General features: G+C 48.1%; 16 protein-coding genes. 10 read left to right on the top strand and 6 right to left on the bottom strand.

Features of this window, described 5'->3' with window-relative positions:
• Window positions 1-5 precede the first annotated feature (5 nt).
• The 6 genes from NCTC9997_RS04105 to NCTC9997_RS04130 all read left to right on the top strand — a co-directional run bounded on the left by NCTC9997_RS04105 (window position 6) and on the right by NCTC9997_RS04130 (window position 8,442).
• Window positions 6-1,097 (top strand): flagellar basal body P-ring protein FlgI, encoded by a 1,092-nt coding sequence (locus NCTC9997_RS04105; RefSeq protein WP_064977388.1) that lies wholly within the window; start codon window positions 6-8, stop codon window positions 1,095-1,097.
• On the top strand, window positions 1,097-2,065 hold the full coding sequence (flgJ, locus tag NCTC9997_RS04110) for a flagellar assembly peptidoglycan hydrolase FlgJ (RefSeq protein ID WP_039045253.1): 969 nt from the start codon (window positions 1,097-1,099) through the stop codon (window positions 2,063-2,065). Before NCTC9997_RS04105 ends, flgJ begins: the two co-directional genes overlap by 1 nt.
• Window positions 2,066-2,104: 39 nt before the next feature.
• Window positions 2,105-2,797, top strand: coding sequence for a flagellar basal body L-ring protein FlgH (gene flgH, locus NCTC9997_RS04115; RefSeq protein ID WP_010862219.1), 693 nt, complete (start codon window positions 2,105-2,107; stop codon window positions 2,795-2,797).
• Window positions 2,798-2,901: 104 nt separating this feature from the next.
• Window positions 2,902-4,821: a flagellar hook-associated protein FlgK gene (flgK, locus tag NCTC9997_RS04120; RefSeq protein ID WP_064977389.1), complete on the top strand. Its 1,920-nt coding sequence runs from the start codon at window positions 2,902-2,904 to the stop codon at window positions 4,819-4,821.
• 88 nt (window positions 4,822-4,909) lie between these two features.
• Window positions 4,910-6,163 (top strand): flagellar hook-associated protein FlgL, encoded by a 1,254-nt coding sequence (flgL, locus tag NCTC9997_RS04125; protein WP_064977390.1) that lies wholly within the window; start codon window positions 4,910-4,912, stop codon window positions 6,161-6,163.
• Between the two features lie 188 nt (window positions 6,164-6,351).
• Entirely contained in the window at window positions 6,352-8,442 is a 2,091-nt protein-coding gene (locus tag NCTC9997_RS04130; protein WP_064977391.1) for a tetratricopeptide repeat protein, read from the top strand.
• A gap of 63 nt (window positions 8,443-8,505) precedes the next feature.
• Here NCTC9997_RS04130 and pseI read toward each other — a convergent pair whose 3' ends face one another.
• From pseI to pseB, 6 genes are read right to left on the bottom strand one after another with little or no spacing between them, the layout of a single operon-like run.
• On the bottom strand, window positions 8,506-9,561 hold the full coding sequence (gene pseI, locus NCTC9997_RS04135) for a pseudaminic acid synthase (protein ID WP_064977392.1): 1,056 nt from the start codon (window positions 9,559-9,561) through the stop codon (window positions 8,506-8,508).
• Window positions 9,558-10,079 carry a UDP-4-amino-4,6-dideoxy-N-acetyl-beta-L-altrosamine N-acetyltransferase gene (gene pseH / locus NCTC9997_RS04140; RefSeq protein ID WP_064977393.1) on the bottom strand — a complete coding sequence of 174 codons (522 nt, stop codon included), beginning with the start codon at window positions 10,077-10,079 and terminating at the stop codon, window positions 9,558-9,560. Before pseH ends, pseI begins: the two co-directional genes overlap by 4 nt.
• Complete coding sequence (gene pseG, locus NCTC9997_RS04145) at window positions 10,073-11,104, bottom strand: UDP-2,4-diacetamido-2,4,6-trideoxy-beta-L-altropyranose hydrolase (protein ID WP_064977394.1); 1,032 nt, start codon at window positions 11,102-11,104, stop codon at window positions 10,073-10,075. The genes pseH and pseG overlap by 7 nt, the downstream gene beginning before the upstream one ends.
• On the bottom strand, window positions 11,094-11,786 hold the full coding sequence (gene pseF, locus NCTC9997_RS04150; RefSeq protein ID WP_064977395.1) for a pseudaminic acid cytidylyltransferase: 693 nt from the start codon (window positions 11,784-11,786) through the stop codon (window positions 11,094-11,096). Before pseF ends, pseG begins: the two co-directional genes overlap by 11 nt.
• Window positions 11,783-12,955, bottom strand: coding sequence for a UDP-4-amino-4,6-dideoxy-N-acetyl-beta-L-altrosamine transaminase (gene pseC, locus NCTC9997_RS04155; protein ID WP_064977396.1), 1,173 nt, complete (start codon window positions 12,953-12,955; stop codon window positions 11,783-11,785). Before pseC ends, pseF begins: the two co-directional genes overlap by 4 nt.
• Before the next feature lie 3 nt (window positions 12,956-12,958).
• Window positions 12,959-13,957, bottom strand: a complete 999-nt coding sequence (pseB, locus tag NCTC9997_RS04160; protein ID WP_064977397.1) for a UDP-N-acetylglucosamine 4,6-dehydratase (inverting) — start codon at window positions 13,955-13,957, stop codon at window positions 12,959-12,961.
• A 427-nt stretch (window positions 13,958-14,384) separates the two neighbouring features.
• On the opposite strand from pseB, the gene NCTC9997_RS04165 reads away from it, so the two are divergent.
• The 4 genes from NCTC9997_RS04165 to NCTC9997_RS04180 all read left to right on the top strand — a co-directional run bounded on the left by NCTC9997_RS04165 (window position 14,385) and on the right by NCTC9997_RS04180 (window position 17,720).
• Entirely contained in the window at window positions 14,385-15,521 is a 1,137-nt protein-coding gene (locus tag NCTC9997_RS04165; RefSeq protein WP_064977398.1) for a flagellin, read from the top strand.
• Between the two features lie 79 nt (window positions 15,522-15,600).
• Complete coding sequence (locus NCTC9997_RS04170) at window positions 15,601-15,999, top strand: flagellar protein FlaG (protein ID WP_064977399.1); 399 nt, start codon at window positions 15,601-15,603, stop codon at window positions 15,997-15,999.
• A gap of 77 nt (window positions 16,000-16,076) precedes the next feature.
• Entirely contained in the window at window positions 16,077-17,417 is a 1,341-nt protein-coding gene (gene fliD / locus NCTC9997_RS04175; RefSeq protein WP_064977400.1) for a flagellar filament capping protein FliD, read from the top strand.
• Between the two features lie 18 nt (window positions 17,418-17,435).
• Window positions 17,436-17,720 carry a hypothetical protein gene (locus NCTC9997_RS04180; RefSeq protein ID WP_039045264.1) on the top strand — a complete coding sequence of 95 codons (285 nt, stop codon included), beginning with the start codon at window positions 17,436-17,438 and terminating at the stop codon, window positions 17,718-17,720.
• Window positions 17,721-17,735: the final 15 nt, after the last annotated feature.

Raw genomic sequence — 17,735 nt, forward strand, 5'->3', positions numbered from 1 at the left:
ACGTCATGCGATTGGGTTGGTTAGGGATAGTGATCGGTTGCCTGTGTTGGCAGCCGGTGCACGCGGCGCGCATCAAAGATGTGGCCGTGGTGGAAGGGGTGCGCAGTAACCAGTTAGTGGGTTACGGTCTGGTGGTGGGTTTGACCGGCACCGGAGAAAAGAGCCCGTTTACCGAGCAGAGCTTCAAGGCGATGCTGCAAAACTTTGGCATCCAGATCCCGGCCAACGTCAAGCCGAAGATCAACAACGTGGCAGCGGTAGCGGTAACCGCCGAGTTGCCGCCGTTTACCAAGCAAGGGCAGAGCGTGGATGTCACGGTGTCGTCGCTGGGTGAAGCCAAAAGCCTGCGCGGCGGTATGCTGCTACAAACCATGCTGAAAGGCTTGGATGGTCAGGTGTATGCGGTGGCGCAGGGCAGTTTAGTGGTCGGCGGTTTTAGCGCCGAAGGCAATGACGGCTCTAAGGTGCAAGCCAACACCCCGACCGTAGGCCGAATTCCAAACGGTGCGACGGTGGAGCAGGAAGTGCCAACTCCGTTTGATCGCGGCGATTTCATCACCTACAACCTGCACAGTGCCGATTTTACCAGCGCCCGCCGTATGGCCGAGGCGATCAATGACACCTTAGGTGGTCAAATTGCCCAAGCGGTTGATGGCACCTCGATTCGAGTGCGCGCGCCGCGCGATGCCACCGAGCGGGTGAATTTCCTGTCGACGGTGGAAAATATCGATTTTGATCCAGCGGAAGAGGCGGCCAAGATTGTGGTCAACTCCCGTACCGGCACCATCGTGGTCGGTCAGAATGTGCGTTTGCGCCCTGCAGCCATCACCCATGGCGGCTTGACCGTGACCATCAACGAAAATCTCAATGTCAGTCAGCCAAATCCATTGTCGCAAGGGCAAACGGTGGTGACACCGCAGTCTAACGTCCAAGTCGATCAAAACAAATCCAAGATGGTGAAGTTTGATCCGGGCGTGACCCTCGACGATCTGGTGCGGGCGGTGAACGATATTGGCGCGGGCCCGTCTGATGTGATGGCGATCCTCGAGGCCTTGAAACAGGCCGGGGCGATTCAAGGTGAGTTGGTGGTGATCTGATGGACAGCGGATTTGTTGATGCCAGTACTTATCATGACTTAAACAGCCTCAGCCGTATGCGTGAGGCGGCGCTGAAAAATGATAAGGATGCGCTGCGCGCAGCAGCCAATCAGTTCGAGGCCACTTTTATGCGCCAGATGCTGAAAAGCATGCGTGACGCTAACTCGGCCTTCAAATCCGAAGACTCGCCGTTTAACTCGCCATCGGCAGATTTTTATCAGCAGATGTACGACGAAGAGCTGGCGGCGGAGCTATCGCGCAAAGGCTCATTGGGGCTTGCAGATCTGCTGGTCACGCAATTGGGCGGTAAAGACGCCAAGCATGAGGGCAACAGCGCTGCACCGGTCGCGCAGGCCGGTGGCGATCTGCTCTCTGAGCTGCGCCTGCGTAAAAATAAATCCTCTGGTCTGCATCAACCCGATCCGGTGACCGGCATCGCGAGTCATCGTAAAACCCGTTCGGTGGGAACCGATGACAATTTGCCCGATGCGCCAGAAGACGGTTTTTCCAGCGCGCAAGAGTTTGTGGCGACCTTGTTCCCGCATGCCTTGAAAGCGGCTAAAAAACTGGGGACGACGCCGGCAATTTTGATTGCGCAGGCCGCCTTGGAAACCGGTTGGGGCAAGAGCATCATTCAAAACGCCGCCGGCAGCAGTAATAACCTGTTTAACATCAAAGCCGGTAAGAGCTGGGATGGCGATAAGGTCACCGTGCGTACGCTGGAGTATTTCGACGGTACGGCGGTGAACGTGACCTCTCCATTCCGAGCCTATGACAGCTTTGCCGATAGCTTTGAGGATTACGTACGTTTCTTGCAAGAAAACGGCCGTTACGCGCAGGCGCTCAAACAGGCCGCCAATCCAGAAAACTATATCTCGCATCTGCAAAAAGCCGGTTATGCCACCGACCCGCGCTATGCCAACAAGGTCATCAGTATTCTGCGCCGTGTCCAGTCACTGCTGGAATAACGCGCCTAGACGTCATCTATTTTGTCGGAACCCGTGAACATGATGCAATTTCGCCGAATCTCTTCCCTGCTGGTACTGCTGTGCGGGATCACGCTAGTCGGTTGTGCTAGCCCCAATAAACCGATTGCCGATGATCCCAACTGGGCACCGGTCGAGCCGCCGCCAGCGCCAAAGCCGCCGGTTGAACTGACTGGCTCCCTGTTTATTAAACCGCAAGGCGGCGGGATGTATTCGGATATCAAGGCGCACCGGGTAGGTGACATCATCACCGTGCAGCTGATGGAAAACACCAAAGCCAAGAAAAACGCCAAGACCGACTTGAGCAAAGAGAGCAACGCCAGCCTGCCAAGCCCAACCATTGCCGGTCGCCCTGTGACCATCAACGGGGTGCCGGTTTCCTTTGGCATCACTAACAGCAATGACTTTAACGGTGGGGCGGCCGCCGATCAGAGCAACAGCCTAAGCGGCTCGATTTCGGTGGAAGTAATTCAGGTGCTGTCGAACGGTAACCTGCGTGTGCGCGGCGAGAAGTGGATCACCTTGAATAACGGTGAAGAGTTCATTCGCCTGACCGGCACGATCCGCCCAGAAGACATTAGCCCAGATAACGTGATTGCCTCGGTGAAAGTTTCCAATGCGCGTATCCAATACTCCGGTACCGGTGCGTTCTCGGATACCCAGAAGCAGGGTTGGTTGTCACGCTTCTTTAATAGCGAGTGGTTCCCGTTCTGATTCGGGTAAAGTTTTTCTGAGTACGGCAGATACATATCAGGTAGCTGCCGTCGTCTGAACTGGCTAAACGCCGCTTCAGGGCACATCAGATTGAGGAGAAGGTAATGAATGATCTACTGCAACTGGGCATGAGCGGTGTATTGGCTAACCAAGCTCAGCTTCGGGTAACCGGTAACAACATCAATAACGTCAATACCATCGGTTACAGCCGTCAGGTTGCGGTTCAGACCACCAACGGAACCCAGTATCAGGGCAACCTGCAGTTCGGTACCGGTGTGAACATCACCGAAGTGCGTCGCGTGTACAGCACTTACGCCAACAACGAACTGAACATGGCGACCACCAAATTCTCCAACGCCACTCAGCGCACCACCGGGTTGACCGAGCTGGATAACTTGCTGTCGAAAGTGGGGATTAAAATTCCGAACACCCTCAACAGCTGGTTTGATGCGGTGAATAAACTGGGCGATGCACCGAATGATGTTGCACTGCGCCAGCAAGTTCTTGAACAGGGAAAAAACCTCTCCGCCCAGTTCAATAACCTGCACAGCACCCTCGATAACAAAGTTAATGAACTGAATGATCAGCTGACCGGCAGTGCGCAGCGGGTTAACGATATCGCCAAAGAGTTGGCCGATCTGAACAAAACCATCGTCGAACAAGGCGGTAGCTCCAACGAGATGGAAGACCGTCGTCAGTCGCTGCTGGACGAGCTGGCTGAGTACACCCAAGTCTCGACGGTGCCGAAAGACGATGGCTCGATGAACGTCCTGATTGGTGGTGGTCACACCCTTGTGTCCGGTGGCGACAGCGCCAAAATCAAGATGGTGGATGGCTCACCCGATCCTCGTCAAAGCCAAATGGCGATTAGCTGGGGTAACAGCAGCAAGCCGCTCAACGGCCAGTCGCTCGGCGGTAAGCTGGGTGCGATGTTTGAAATGCGCGATGTGCATATTCCGAAGGCGATGGATCAAATCGGTCTGATGGCGATAGGCATTGCGGATGCGATTAACAAGCAGCAGCAACAAGGCTTGGATCTCAATGGCGATATCGGTCAAAACATGTTCACCGATATCAATAGCGATCAGGCCAAGCAGAGCCGTGCTATCAGCAACAATCCGGGCTTGGATCTGGGCGTCAACATTGATGATGTCAGCAAACTCAGCGCCGGTCCGTTCCAAGTCGAGTTTGACGGTAAAGATTACATTCTGCGTGATAAGAGCGGTAACGAGCTGGAAAAGCTGACGCCGAAAGGCACGCCGATGAACGGTTTAAGCTCTGATAAATACGGCTTCACGCTGGAGATCAACGGCGGCACTATCGCCAAAGGCGATAAAATTGAAATTCGTCCAACCCGCCAAGGTGCAGCGGATATCGGTATGAACATGACCGATCCATCGCAAATCGCTGCGCAAGGCATTACCAACAAAGGTGAAGCTAACAAGGGCAGCGGTAGCGTGAATGTCTCGGTGAAAGATAAAGCCGATCCGAATTATCCGATTGATGGCCGTAAGCTGAATATCGAATACTTCGATGATGGCGGCAAGTTGTCATACCGCATCACCGATGGTGGCGAGCCACCAAAAGAGCTGCAAAAAGGCGAGTATACCGCAGGCGCTAAAGTGAACGTGGGCGGGATGGAAATTACCCTCGGCGGTAAACCGCAAGTCGGCGATTCTTTCAGCATCGATATGGATCCTGCCTCAGGTAGCAACACCAACTTGCTGGCAATGCAAGATCTGCAGAACAGCAAAATCATGGGTAACGGCACCCAGACCCTGTTTGATGTGTACGAAAAACTCAATACGGATATCGGTGCGGCGCAGTCATCGGCTATGCGTGATTACAGCCACACCAAACTGGAGTATCAGAGCGCGGCAACTCGCGCTAGCAGTGTCTCCGGTGTGGATCTGAACGAAGAGGCCGGTAATTTGATTCGCTATCAGCAGTCTTACTCAGCCAGTGCGCGGATCATTACATTAGCCGACGATATTTTTAAAACCCTGATGGGCGCGCTGGGCTGATTAAAGCTTCAATGAGCCGTGCCCAAGAAAACCGGTCTAGACCGGTCTTTGCCAGACGTTTTACCGATTACATTACAGGACCAGCATTATGATGCGTGTATCTTCTTTTCAGGACTACCGCCTGTTTACCACTAACATGGGGCAAAAGCAGGTTGAGCTGAGCAAAGTATGGAGCCAGATTGATTCTGGCAAACGGGTTCAGACCGCCGGTGATGATGCGGTGGCCATGGTCTCCATCCATAACCTCAAACAGCAAAGCACCCTGAATCAGCAGTACACCAACATGGCGGACTTGGCGCTCAATCGCTTAGGGCAGGAAGAGACCTACCTGAAAAATGCTGACGATTTGATTCAAAACAGCAAAGAGCGTGTGCAAGGGGCATTAAATCCGTCACTGGACCAAGATGGCCGTAATGCACTGGCGCAAGACATGCAATCTAACTTAGATGCTCTGTTTGATCTGGCCAATACCCGTGATGAAGCCGGTAACTATATCTTTGGTGGTACCAAAACCGATCAACCGCCATTTTTCAAAGATGCCAGCGGTAAAATTCAGTACCGTGGCAACGATGAACAGCGTTTCATGCAGGTGGCATCCTCAATTCAAGTTCCGGTGAATGATTCTGGGGCAAAGCTGTTCCAGCAAGTGCCGAACCCATTTGGTGATTATCGACCGGATTACAATCTTAGCGAAGGCTCGGATTTCTTCATCAATAGCACCGAGAACCTGAAAGGTTCTGATGAGCAGTATGATGTCGAGTTTGTCAAAATGGCTGACGGCTCAACCGGTTTTCTGGCTAAAAATAGCAAGGGCGAGTACGTTCCGGCGCAAAAAACGGATACAGCTACAGGCGCGTTATTACCGCCGGAGCCGCAGCCAGTGGATATGAAAAATGGCCAACTGGTGATCAATGATGGCACGCAGGATCTGGCGCGGATCAAATTCAGCGGCGAGCCTAAAGTGTCAGATGATGGTGCGGATAAAGTCAGCATCAAGCCGGGTAAAACCATCGATGCATTCGAAGCAATGCAAGACGCAATCAAAAACGTGCAAGATGGCACCAACACCGGCAACATCAGTATGGGTCTTGCCGACCTGGATGCCATCAGTAAACACCTGAACTCGGTACGTGGTGAAGTGGGTACGCGCATGCAAGCGGCGGAAACTGCAAAAGAAGATCATGCCGATAATGATGTGGTGGTAAAAAGCGCTCTCTCTACCCAAGAGGATGTGGACTATCCGACTGCCATTTTGCAGATGACCATGCTCAGTAGCTCAATGCAGGCCAGTCAGGCCACGTTCATGAAGTTGCAGGGGTTGAGTCTGTTTAACTATATCTAAACTTAATCTGCTATCGCTAATTGTTTAATTAATGGGCTGCAGATAACAAATGGCTTCTTTGGTGAAAAACCGCGCTTAGGCGCGGTTTTTTTACGCCTTTATCATGCCGAATACCGCAGAGAAACCGCAGAAAATGGCGTAATAATTGCTATATCAGGCATATCAGTGACGGGCAATCAGAGGAAAACATGTCTGACATACAGAACCTGCCTTCGGCAGAAGAGATCGAAGCGCATTTTCAACGTGGCGTGGAATTGTTTAATCAGGGCAACAAGGAAGACGGTTATCAGGTTGTACGCCTGATGGCGGACCTGTGTCCCGACAATTTTACCTATCAGCATACCGCCGGTCTGATTGCCTTTGAAAACAACAACCAGGAAGCTGCTCAGCGCTATTTGTGGCGCGCCGCCGAGTGTGACCCAAACAATCTTGAACTCTATTTCACGCTGGCACAATCCTATTTTCGCAGTCAGCAGTACGTAAGTTGTCTGAACTTATTGACTGAGCTGGAACAGCATATTTCCGGTAGTGTCGAGCTTTTGACGCTGAAGAAAGAAGCCTACGAGCAAATTGGCGATAAACCCAATGCCATGCGCTACCGTGCATTGCTGCGTGAAGTGCAGCAAAGTGAAGAGATTGTGGAGCTGGAAACCACGCTGCAAGAGTATTATGAGCAAGCACAAGCGCTGATCGAAAACGGGGATTTCTCTGATGCTGAGTTCTTGCTCTCAATGGCGCAAGAGCTCAAAGACGGTGATGCCGAACACGATTTTCTGTGGGCTTATCTCTATCATCGCCAAGATAAAAATGAGCAGGCCAAAACCAAAGCTGAACTTGCTTATAAAAAAGGCTTCCGTAAGCCAGGAATCTACTATGTGTACGGCTATATTCTCAATGACTTAGGCGAATATCCTGCTGCACGTGAGATCTTGCAAGAAGGCGTAAAAGCTTGCCCGCAAAGCTTTGTTATCTATGAAACTCTGGCCAAAAACTACCTCAAATCCGGTGCCTACGAGCAGGCTCTTAAAGCCTATCGGAAACTGAGTGTAGATAAACCATCTGATGAATACCGCATCCAAATGGCTATTGCTGAGTTTAAATGGTTACAAAGCAGCAATAAAAACCTTGATTACCCAACGGTACGTCAGTTCCAAGATAAGTTGTTGCCGTTATATCACCAATTTCCGGAAAATATTGAGTTGGCAGATGCTGCCGCCAAGATTTACCAGTGGTTAGGGATGGGTGAGCAAGGGGATTTGGTGTATCAGGATCTGATTGAACGCTATCCGAATGTGTTGTCGCCAAAATGGAATCGGCATTCATATTTATGGATGAGCAAGCAGTATGAAGCATTTTTAGCGTCTTATCGGTTTGGTGAGCAATGCGGCCAACGCGTAAGTTTTGGTCGTGAAGTTAACCGCTGGCAAGGCCAAGAATTAAAAGATGACGAAACACTATTGATTTATTGCGAGCAAGGGGTTGGGGATGAAATCCGCTTTGCGCATAACTACGCTATAGCTGCTCAAAAAGCGAAAAACGTAATTGCCTATACTGAACCTCGTCTTATCGAAATGTTTAGCTTAGCATTTCCAACGATTAAGTTTATTCCATGTGGATTTAATGGCTCGTCACGTACTTACCCTGATGAACTTTTACATATTAAAGATAATACGTTCATTGTGGCTGCTGGTGATTTAATGGAAATTAACTTCCGTGAGTCTGGTTCATTAATGCGGACAGAGCCCTATGTAGTATTGCCAACAGAGTTAACTGACTTCTGGAAAGAACGCATCAAGCAATTACCTAAACGCAAATATAATATTGGTATCTCATGGCGAAGTGGGATGCGAAACCAAGGGCGTAACTTGGGCTTACTGGATGTAATGGATATGCTGCCAGTGTTTGAGTTGGATGCGAATATCATCTCTTTACAATACGATGACGTGAGTAAAGAGCGTAAGCAGTTACAAAAGCGTGGAAAAGATTTGGTTGTTTTTGATGATCTTGACCAAAAAAATGACTTTATGGGCGTTGCTGCCTTGTATCAATCACTGGATTTTGTCATCTCAGTAGGTACATCCGTAGGTGATATTGCGTATGCTGCTGGTGTTCCTGCCATTATGCTATATGCCAATTATCTTGGCCAAGAGGAAGGTGTGCTGCATAAAGACTTTAGTGGTTGGGGACGTCAGTACTATTTGTTTTCACCATTAACGAAAGATAAGTCTACTGTTGTACAACAGTGCGTTAAAGATATGTTGACTCGTACTGAAGCATAATTCATTAAGTATCGCCCCAATAATTGATTATCGGGGCGATTACTTTGAGCGGTTATTTAGCTGTTAGCCATTACTGATATCGTCCCACGACAAGGCGGTCCCTTTTTTTAATGGGCGATGGGCTACTCTCCCTAGGACTTCATCATAATATCGTGGCGATAAGCCAAAGCCTGGTCGAATGCTACGAATGTTATCAGCGTTCAGTTGTTCTCCTACAGCAATATCTTTTACTACATATAATGAGCGTCGGAACTTGACGTTGCCTTTTTCAGCTTCTGTTCGTTCATAGGTCGCGCAGCCTAAAGCTGACCATGCTGTTCGGGTATCTTGGCATAAACGAGTCAGTTCATTGGGATCTAGTGAAAAGCTGTCATCCGGTCCACCGGCTGAGCGATCAAGAGTCACATGTTTTTCTATCACACAAGCGCCTAGAGCGACGGATGCAATCGCCGTGGCATTATCCAAGGTGTGATCGGATAATCCCGTGATGCTATTAAAGCGTTGTGCCATATCAGGAATTGTCCGCAAATTATATTGCTCTGCGGGGGCAGGGTAACCACTCACACAATGCAGCAATATGAGCTGTTGGCAGCCATGTGAGCGTGCAGTATTCACGGCCTCTGCTATTTCTTCAGCAGTTGCCATCCCCGTTGACATAATCATCGGCTTACCGGTTTGGGCGACGCGGCGAATAAGTGGTAAATCAACCAATTCAAATGACGCAATTTTATACGCGGGTGCGTCTAACTGTTCGAGTAAATCTACTGCAGTAAAATCAAATGGCGAACTAAATATCGTAATTCCCAGTTTTTTGGCATGTTCGAATAGCGGTTGATGCCATTCCCACGGTAGATGGGCTTTTTGATAGAGAGAATACAGAGTTTCACCATCCCACAAGCCACCATGAATTTTGAACTCATCACTGTCATGCTCAATGGTGATAGTGTCTGCGGTGTAAGTCTGCAATTTAACAGCATCTGCGCCTGCTTGTTTGGCTGCGTCTATGATCTGGATTGCACGGTTGATATCGCCATTATGGTTTGCTGACAATTCAGCAATAATATAAGGTGGGTAGTCTGCACCAATACGGCGACCATCGATTTCAATGTATTTATTCATAATGTGATTTTCAATTTTTTTGCAATAACAGTACGATATTCTTGCCAAATAGTGCGGGTTATCGCTAAATGTACGACTTGGTGTTGTCCATGATTTGAGCAAATATCCTGCGCAATAAAACCAAAACGTTGGTGTAATTTTATCACCGAGTGATTGAAGTCAAGAACTTCACAGCGTAAACGTTCTAATTGCAAATTATGGAATGCATATTCTAAAGCGTAAAACTCTAACAGGCTCCCAGCTTTAAGTGGCGCAGGCTGCGCCGCGTAAAATGCCCATGATGCGGATTTATCAGCTGGGTTAATATCTGAAAAAGCAATAACTCCCATGGGTACGATATCTGCATAGGCTATAAAATAAGCATAGGATGGGTCATGTTTAATTTTTGAGAACCATACCGAGTGCTCTTCGTATGAAATAACATGCGTTGTATACATGTTTTTTCGTACATCTGGATGATTACGCCATGCAAGTACCTGTTCGAGATGTTTATCATCCATCGGAGTTAATTTCAGCATGTGAGTATCCTGAAAAATGAATTAGCTGTAATAATTGCGCCATTACCGTCAATGGTGATTGGCGATAAAGTAGGAAGAGCAGTCCAATGTTGGATGAGCCAGGTTAATTCAGCATAATAGTCTGCAGAATTCAGGAGTTGAGCTTCTCCTAGGTAGCGTATAGCACCTAGATTCGCTAGATGTTCGGATGTATCACGCTGATTATCCGCAACACAGACCACCGAAGCTGGCGTGTTTAAGCACAGGCGTTCCCAATTACTACTGCCAGATGCACCAATCATGTAATGTGAGGTAGCTAACAGTTGTTCAAAATCATCGCGATGCGCATATAGCAACACATCCGTGTTTTCCGCGATTGCCTGTAATTGCGGATAGCGCAAATTAGCTCGACCGGCAATCAAGATAACCGTGAAGGGAAGTGCGGGCATCTCTTGTACCGCGCGTAAGAATTTTTCACACTCTCCCGTTGGATCGCTACCGCCAAAGCAGACCAATAATTGATTTTCTCTGGGTAAATGCTGTTCTCTCAGTGAGGCAAAACTTGGCCGTAATAAAGCGTATTCAGGACCGATAAGATGGGTTCCTGGACTATTTAAGTAACGTTGACTTCCGGCTGGCCAGAGATTTTGATCCAAGATTAAATCGCTCTGATGAGGACGATTCATGTCATCAATTGCCAGCAGAGGACATGCAAAATGGGTGCTAATTGCGGACTCCCATTCTTTTCCTAGCTGATAGTGATCAACTATCACCCCATCGGCGTGCGCATGTTGCGTAATGATATTCGCAACATCATCTTGCCACGTAACGGATTCTGCATTATCAGGTAATACGGTGATGCCATATCCATGAGCGGCAATATAATCATTCAGATTGCCTGGTAAATCGCGGCAAATGAAATGAACCTGACAGCCTAATACGGTGAGATGCTGTGCTAAGACCATACAGCGCATCACATGTCCCGTACCAATCAGTGCTGAGGCGTCGGCTCTAATAAGGATATGGCGTGGCTTTTCAGTTTTCATCGTGCAATAACCGAAACATGAGCTCTGCATATTCCCAGTCTTCAGGTGTATCAATATCCTGTACTCGCTGACGGGGTAAAATCATGGCGCGCGCAGCAGGGGAGAAGATAGGTTTGCCATTTAAAAAAGCATCAGCGGTTCCCCAGTAAAACTGGCCTGCATCATGAAATGCTTCAGGCAAGTCTTGTGAGCGAGTGCTTAAGTGTTCAGGTTGAAACATGCTCACTCGTTGCTGGGCATCGAGTCTAATCGCACGTTGGATCGGAAAAGCATAGCGGGTGGCACTGAATACATAGTCGGTATCGTCTTGTGCCAATAAATGATATCCCGCCAACAAATCTTCAGCACGTACAAAAGGGGCCGTGGCATACAGGCAACACAATACATCTACGGGCTGTTGCTGCTGGTGAAACCACAGCAAAGCATGTCGAATTACATCCGTAGTTGTCGCGTAATCGTTGGCAATATCCGCAGGCCGCATAAAGGGGACTTCAGCACCATATTGCTGCGCCACCTCGGCGATTGCAGGATCATCAGTCGATACAACGACAGCATCGAAGCAGCCCGCTTGCAGAGCTGCTTCGATGGAGTAAGCAATGATCGGTTTTCCAGCAAAGGGACGAATGTTTTTATGAGGGATACGCTTGCTACCACCTCGTGCTGGGATCAATGCAATTTTCACAGTTGTGCATCCTGTAAAATGGTACGCAGTACTTCGATTACGGTGTCTTGCTGCTGATCTGTCATTGCCGCAAACATAGGTAATGAAATAGCGTCTTCATAATAGGCTTCAGCTATCGGGTACTCGCCAATTTGAAAACCTAAGTTTTGATAATAAGGCTGGGTATGAACAGGGATATAGTGAATATTGACACCGATTCCGGCATTTCTCAGCGTATCAAAAATGTCTCGCCGTGTTTTGTTGAGTTTTGAACGTTGAAGCCGGATCACATACAGATGAAGAGCAGAATAAGCATCTTGTTGGCTGAACAATGGCCGCGTTAGCGGTAAATCATGTAGCGCTGCATGATAACGTTGGGCCAGTTGATGGCGGCGCGTAACAAACTCATCTAAGCGTGTCATTTGAGAAACGCCGAGCGCGGCTTGTAATTCGGTCATACGGTAGTTATAGCCAAGGTCAATTTGTTGGTAATACCAACTACCGTGACTTTCGCCCTGCATTCTTGATGGCTCTCGGGTGATGCCATGGCTGCGTAGCAGTGCCATGCGCTCGGCTAATTCTGGGCAGTTGGTCAATGCAGCGCCACCTTCGGCGGTGGTGACGATTTTTACCGGATGAAAGCTAAAAATCGTGATGTCGGAGTATCGGCAGTTACCGATGGGTTCGCCATGGTATTGCCCCCCAATTGCGTGCGAGGCATCTTCGATGATATGAAAGCCGTACTCTTGCGATAGCGCATAAATGGCTGCCATATCGCATGGATAGCCGCATAAATGTACCGGCACAACAATTTTTGGCAGGGTACCGTTTTGTTGAGCCTGCTTGAGTTTTTTCTCCAGCTGCTGTGGGCACAAGTTATAGGTCACGGGGTCAATATCGACAAAATCGACATCGGCACCACAATAGCGGGCACAGTTAGCGGATGCGACGAAGGTAATCGGTGTTGTCCATAAACGATCGCCAACACCTAATCCGAGCGCCATACAGGCAATATGTAACGCCGATGTCGCACTGTTGACAGCCAGAGCATATTGAGCGCCGGTAGCTTGCTGTAAAGCCAACTCAAAGGCCGGCACTTGTGGCCCTTGAGTTAAGAAATCCGACTGCAATACAGCAACAACGGCATCAATATCATCCTGAGAGATCTGCTGTCTACCGTAAGGGATCATGAATCAGATACTCCCAATTTTAGCTTGGTTCAGCTCAATCCATGTCTGAAGCGTATCTTTGCTCATCCATTCAGTGTTGTTATCACTGGAATAAACAAAGCCTTCAGTCACTTTCTTACCATCTTTGATACGCTCAGGAGATGCATGCCACTCATGGATTGCGGGTAGGATTTTATAATGTTCAGGGTATTCGTAGGTGTAGTAGGAGTCTTCAACACCAATCATTTGTTCATGCAGTTTCTCACCTGGACGGATACCGACAATTTCTTGTTGTGCTTCCGGTGCGATCGTTGCTGCAATATCTGTGATATTCATCGACGGGCTTTTCTTAACGTAAATCTCGCCACCCACCATATCTGCGAAGGCATGCCAAATGAGTTCAACACCTTGCTCTAGCGTGATCATAAAGCGTGTCATGCGCGGATCTGTTACTGGCAGAACGCCTTTGTCTTTGATTGACAGGAAAAATGGAATAACTGAACCGCGAGATCCCATCACATTGCCATAGCGAACAACGGCAAAGCGGGTTTTGTTAGCACCAGAGTAAGAGTTGCCCGCAACAAAGAGCTTATCTGAGGCTAACTTAGTCGCCCCATACAAGTTCGCAGGGCTGCTAGCTTTATCTGTAGACAGTGCGACAACTTTTTGAATACCTTTATCGATGCAGGCATCAATTAGGTTCATGGCACCATTGATATTGGTTTTGATGCATTCAAACGGATTGTATTCAGCGGTAGGCACAATTTTAGTTGCGGCGGCGTGCACAACAAAATCAACGCCATCCAGTGCACGCATTAAACGATCTTTATCACGCACGTCACCAATGAAAAAGCGCAGGCGTTTTTCGTTTGGATATTTCTTAGCCATATCCCATTGTTTCATTTCATCACGTGAATAAATGATGATTTTTTTAGGGTTGTATTTGGCCAGAGTCATTTCAACAAACTGGTGACCGAAAGAGCCAGTACCGCCGGTTACCAGAATCACTTTGTCATTAAACATAGATACGCCATTAATTCATTAGTGAAGGGCTGCAAAGGGAATGCATCCTCTATAGGAAGTCGATTTCTTGACATGCCGCGTTGCAAACTCGTTATGGCAAGTCTCAAGCATAACTTGTGCCAATACGATTGGTGACATATCGGTGTGTTTTTATCCGGGGTTTACATCGCGGAAAATAAATAAACTCTTTTTAATCAATGCATTGTGTGAATTGGTGAAATTTATTCTTCAAGTTTTCTAGCGTCCGCCGATTAACTATTACAAGCAGTCAGCATGCTGGCTGCAACGTTAGTTCTAGCGATGAAAATAAAAAATTGATCAATGGGCTAATGTTGTTGTCGGCAGTGCCGATAAGTAATGACGTAACACAATCAATAAGTTGCTGCGGGCAGTATGCTGGGCGGCAAGTTTAACGGAGATTACAAGCATGGCTATTACTGTAAATACCAACGTAACCGCGCTGAATGCCCAGCGTAACCTGAACAAAACCAACAACGCGCTGAACGTATCCATCCAGCGTCTGTCTACTGGTAGCCGTATCAACTCTGCAAAAGATGATGCTGCTGGCCTGCAGATCTCCAACCGTCTGACCTCTCAGATCAATGGTCTGGATGTGGCAGCAAAGAACGCTAACGACGGTATCTCCATTGCACAAACTGCTGAAGGTGCAATGCAAGAATCTACCAACATCATGCAAACTATGCGTGAAAAAGCGCTGCAATCTGCTAACGGTACTAACTCTGCGGATGACCGTGCGGCAATCCAAAAAGAAGTGTCTGCTCTGTCTACTGAACTGGATCGTATCGCGAATACTACCTCTTTCGGTGGCCAAAAACTGCTGGATGGTTCTTTCGGTAGCCGTGCACTGCAGGTAGGTTCTGAAGCTGGTGAAACCATCAACCTGAGCCTGAACAGTACTAAAGCTAGCGATCTGAAAACAAAAGTTCATTCAGTGACGATGAGTGCAAAAGAGGTTACTGTTGGCACTGCTGGTACTCCAGGAACTACTAGTTTTGCTATCAGTGGCGCTGATGGTAAAGCGATTGCAACTATCAATACTGCAACCATGAATAAATGTATGGGTGGCGATGGTAAAGTAGACCTGAGCAAAGTTGCAGAGGAAATTAATAAGCAGTCTGGTAAAAGTGGTGCAACAGCATCTGTAAATGCATCTGGCAAACTGGAGATCATCAGCGCTAGCAAAATTGGTGCTAAAGGGGCTGCTGCTGGTGCTGCTGCTTCTGCTACCATTTCTATGGCTGACATCGATATGTCTACCCAGTCCGGCTCTAACAAAGCACTGCTGGTTATCGACTCATCTCTGAAGCAAATCGACAGCCAGCGTGCTGATCTGGGTGCGCTGCAAAACCGTCTGAGCAGCACCATCAGCAACCTGGAGAACATCTCTGAAAACTCCGCTGCTGGCCGTAGCCGTATCATGGACGTAGACTTCGCGAAAGAAACGACCAACATGACCAAGCAGCAGATCCTGCAACAAGCAGGTGGCGCGATGCTGGCTCAAGCGAAAGCTCTGCCACAAGCAGCGCTGTCTCTGCTGGGTTAATTCTTTCTCAGCCAAGTATAAAAAAGGGAGCGTTGCTCCCTTTTTATTATCTGAAACATCCTGATTAAGAGGCTCCTTTATGGATATCTCTTCTCATGCAGCAAGTCTGCTGCCTTCAACTGATTCTATTAATCGTCAGGCTAAACAGCATTCTTCTTCTGTCGACGCTCATTTTGCCGAAAACACCGGCAAGATGCTGACATCTGAGCATACGTCGCCGCAAAATCACAATTTTGTTGATAAAAATCTTGAAGAGAGTGATTTAAGTGAAGTAACCGCACAGATTGAAAAATTCATGAACAGCATGCAGCGTGGGCTGGCGTTTAGTATTGATGAAAAGTCGGGCAACCAAGTGGTCTCAGTGTTGGATAAGCGCAGCGGTGAGGTGATCCGCCAGATCCCGTCAGAGGATATGCTGGTGATTGCGCGCCAAATGGCGGACAAAGCGGCAGGAATTTTGCTTAAAACCGAAGTATAACGCACCGAGATATAGATGCTGTGCTGAAACACTATTGCTCAGCGATAACGAATAAATGATGTAGGAAGGGGAAAACTATGCGTGCACCGGGAATCGGCTCAGGCTTACCGATCACTGATTGGGTTAACATGATGGTGAAAGCGGAAGCAACACCAAAAATGAAGCAGTTCCAGAGCCAGCAAACCAAACTGGACACTCAGCTCTCTTCCTATGGTCAACTTAAGTCCAGCCTGTCTGAGTTTAAAGATATGCTGGAAAAAATGCAGAAAGATGAAGCATTTGAAAAACGCAGCGTAACAATTAATGGTAAAGATCAGCCATTTAGTGCGACAGCAGATAAAAATGCTATCTCCGGAAACTTTGATATTTCTGTTCAGCAATTAGCTAGTGAACAAAAAACAACGCTGAACGGAGTGAATGCGGACGCTAAATTCTCTGGTACACTCGATTTTTCTGTGGGTAAAGATGGCTCAGAAACCTTCAGTGTTGATATCAAAGAGGGAAGTAGCCTTAAAGAGGTGGCTGATGCCATCAACAAGTCACCTGATAATAAAGGTGTAAAAGCTACTATCCTTGCCGGAAATGATGGTACAAGTCGTCTTGTCTTGGTGGGGCAAGATACCGGTGAAGAGAATCAATTTACCGTAGCAGGCTCAGGCTCTACAGAGCTGACAAATATGTTGGCCGGGCAGTCAACTCAACCGGCTAAAGATGCTGAATTTACCGTTGATGGCCAGAAGATGACGAGCAGTACCAACAAGGTGAAGAATGCTATTCAAGGCATCACCTTGGAGCTGACGGATGTGTCAGAAAAAGTGGGGGATGCTTATAAGACCAATCGTATTACCATCGACTACGATCGCGATGGAGTAAAGGATAGTCTGAAGAAGTTTGTCGATGCCTATAACAAGGTAATTGACGTTACAACTGAGCTAACGAAATACAACAAAGAGACAAAAAAAGCCGCCCCACTGACCGGCGATAGTCTGACTCGTTCGCTAAATACCGAGATGCGCGGTATCCTGACTGCTCCAGACGAAAACAACAAAGACATCAAATTCTTGGCTGACTTAGGGATCACCTCGGATCGTGACGGTAAGCTTCAGATTGATGATAAAAAGCTGGATGGCGCGTTAGAGAAGCACTTTACCCAAGCCGGTGATATGTTCGGTGGAAAAGACGGTATCATCGGGAAAATGGAATCCCTGATGAAAGACTATGTGGGGACTGGCGGCACTCTGACTGAAAAAGATAAAACCCTACAAGAGCAAAAGAGCAAGTTAGATACTCAGATTAGTGCGTTTGAAAAGCACATGAAAGAGTACGAAGCTCGAGTGACAGCGCAGTTTAGCGCCCTGGATCAGTCGATTGCTCAGATGAACCAGCAAATGAGCACCTTGATGTCCTCATTGGCCTAATTTTATGCGGAGTACACCATGCTAGTGGAAATCAGCGCGCTAGATACCCGCCTTCGTGAATTGTTTGCCCCAGATGCGGATCCGGATCCAGATGAGATCTTACAGTTGATGGGACAGCGTCAGCAGCTGTTGCAACGCCTGATACCAACATTGTCGGTCGAGAATAAGCAGCAGTTATTGCTAGAGACGCAAAGTTTGCTTTGCTTAGCGCAAACCGCGAAGCAGGAGTGTGGTGATAAGCTGGCTGTGCGCAAACGCGGCCAGCGTGGGATTAATGCGTATCGCCAAGTCAGTACGCAGTAAGTTGCATTGGAATTT

It is taken from the genome of Plesiomonas shigelloides, from assembly GCF_900087055.1.
Taxonomy (GTDB): domain Bacteria; phylum Pseudomonadota; class Gammaproteobacteria; order Enterobacterales; family CAMTGL01; genus Plesiomonas; species Plesiomonas shigelloides.

What these genes read in the sequence shown, in the direction of transcription:
- pseG (WP_064977394.1), bottom strand. Translation starts at nt 11,104, where the DNA reads ATGAAAACTGAAAAGCCACGCCATATCCTTATTAGAGCCGACGCCTCA.
- pseH (WP_064977393.1), bottom strand. Translation starts at nt 10,079, where the DNA reads ATGCTGAAATTAACTCCGATGGATGATAAACATCTCGAACAGGTACTT.
- NCTC9997_RS04105 (WP_064977388.1), top strand. Translation starts at nt 6, where the DNA reads ATGCGATTGGGTTGGTTAGGGATAGTGATCGGTTGCCTGTGTTGGCAG.
- pseB (WP_064977397.1), bottom strand. Translation starts at nt 13,957, where the DNA reads ATGTTTAATGACAAAGTGATTCTGGTAACCGGCGGTACTGGCTCTTTC.
- NCTC9997_RS04180 (WP_039045264.1), top strand. Translation starts at nt 17,436, where the DNA reads ATGCTAGTGGAAATCAGCGCGCTAGATACCCGCCTTCGTGAATTGTTT.
- flgK (WP_064977389.1), top strand. Translation starts at nt 2,902, where the DNA reads ATGAATGATCTACTGCAACTGGGCATGAGCGGTGTATTGGCTAACCAA.
- flgH (WP_010862219.1), top strand. Translation starts at nt 2,105, where the DNA reads ATGATGCAATTTCGCCGAATCTCTTCCCTGCTGGTACTGCTGTGCGGG.
- pseC (WP_064977396.1), bottom strand. Translation starts at nt 12,955, where the DNA reads ATGATCCCTTACGGTAGACAGCAGATCTCTCAGGATGATATTGATGCC.
- fliD (WP_064977400.1), top strand. Translation starts at nt 16,077, where the DNA reads ATGCGTGCACCGGGAATCGGCTCAGGCTTACCGATCACTGATTGGGTT.
- NCTC9997_RS04165 (WP_064977398.1), top strand. Translation starts at nt 14,385, where the DNA reads ATGGCTATTACTGTAAATACCAACGTAACCGCGCTGAATGCCCAGCGT.
- NCTC9997_RS04170 (WP_064977399.1), top strand. Translation starts at nt 15,601, where the DNA reads ATGGATATCTCTTCTCATGCAGCAAGTCTGCTGCCTTCAACTGATTCT.
- pseI (WP_064977392.1), bottom strand. Translation starts at nt 9,561, where the DNA reads ATGAATAAATACATTGAAATCGATGGTCGCCGTATTGGTGCAGACTAC.
- NCTC9997_RS04130 (WP_064977391.1), top strand. Translation starts at nt 6,352, where the DNA reads ATGTCTGACATACAGAACCTGCCTTCGGCAGAAGAGATCGAAGCGCAT.
- flgL (WP_064977390.1), top strand. Translation starts at nt 4,910, where the DNA reads ATGATGCGTGTATCTTCTTTTCAGGACTACCGCCTGTTTACCACTAAC.
- flgJ (WP_039045253.1), top strand. Translation starts at nt 1,097, where the DNA reads ATGGACAGCGGATTTGTTGATGCCAGTACTTATCATGACTTAAACAGC.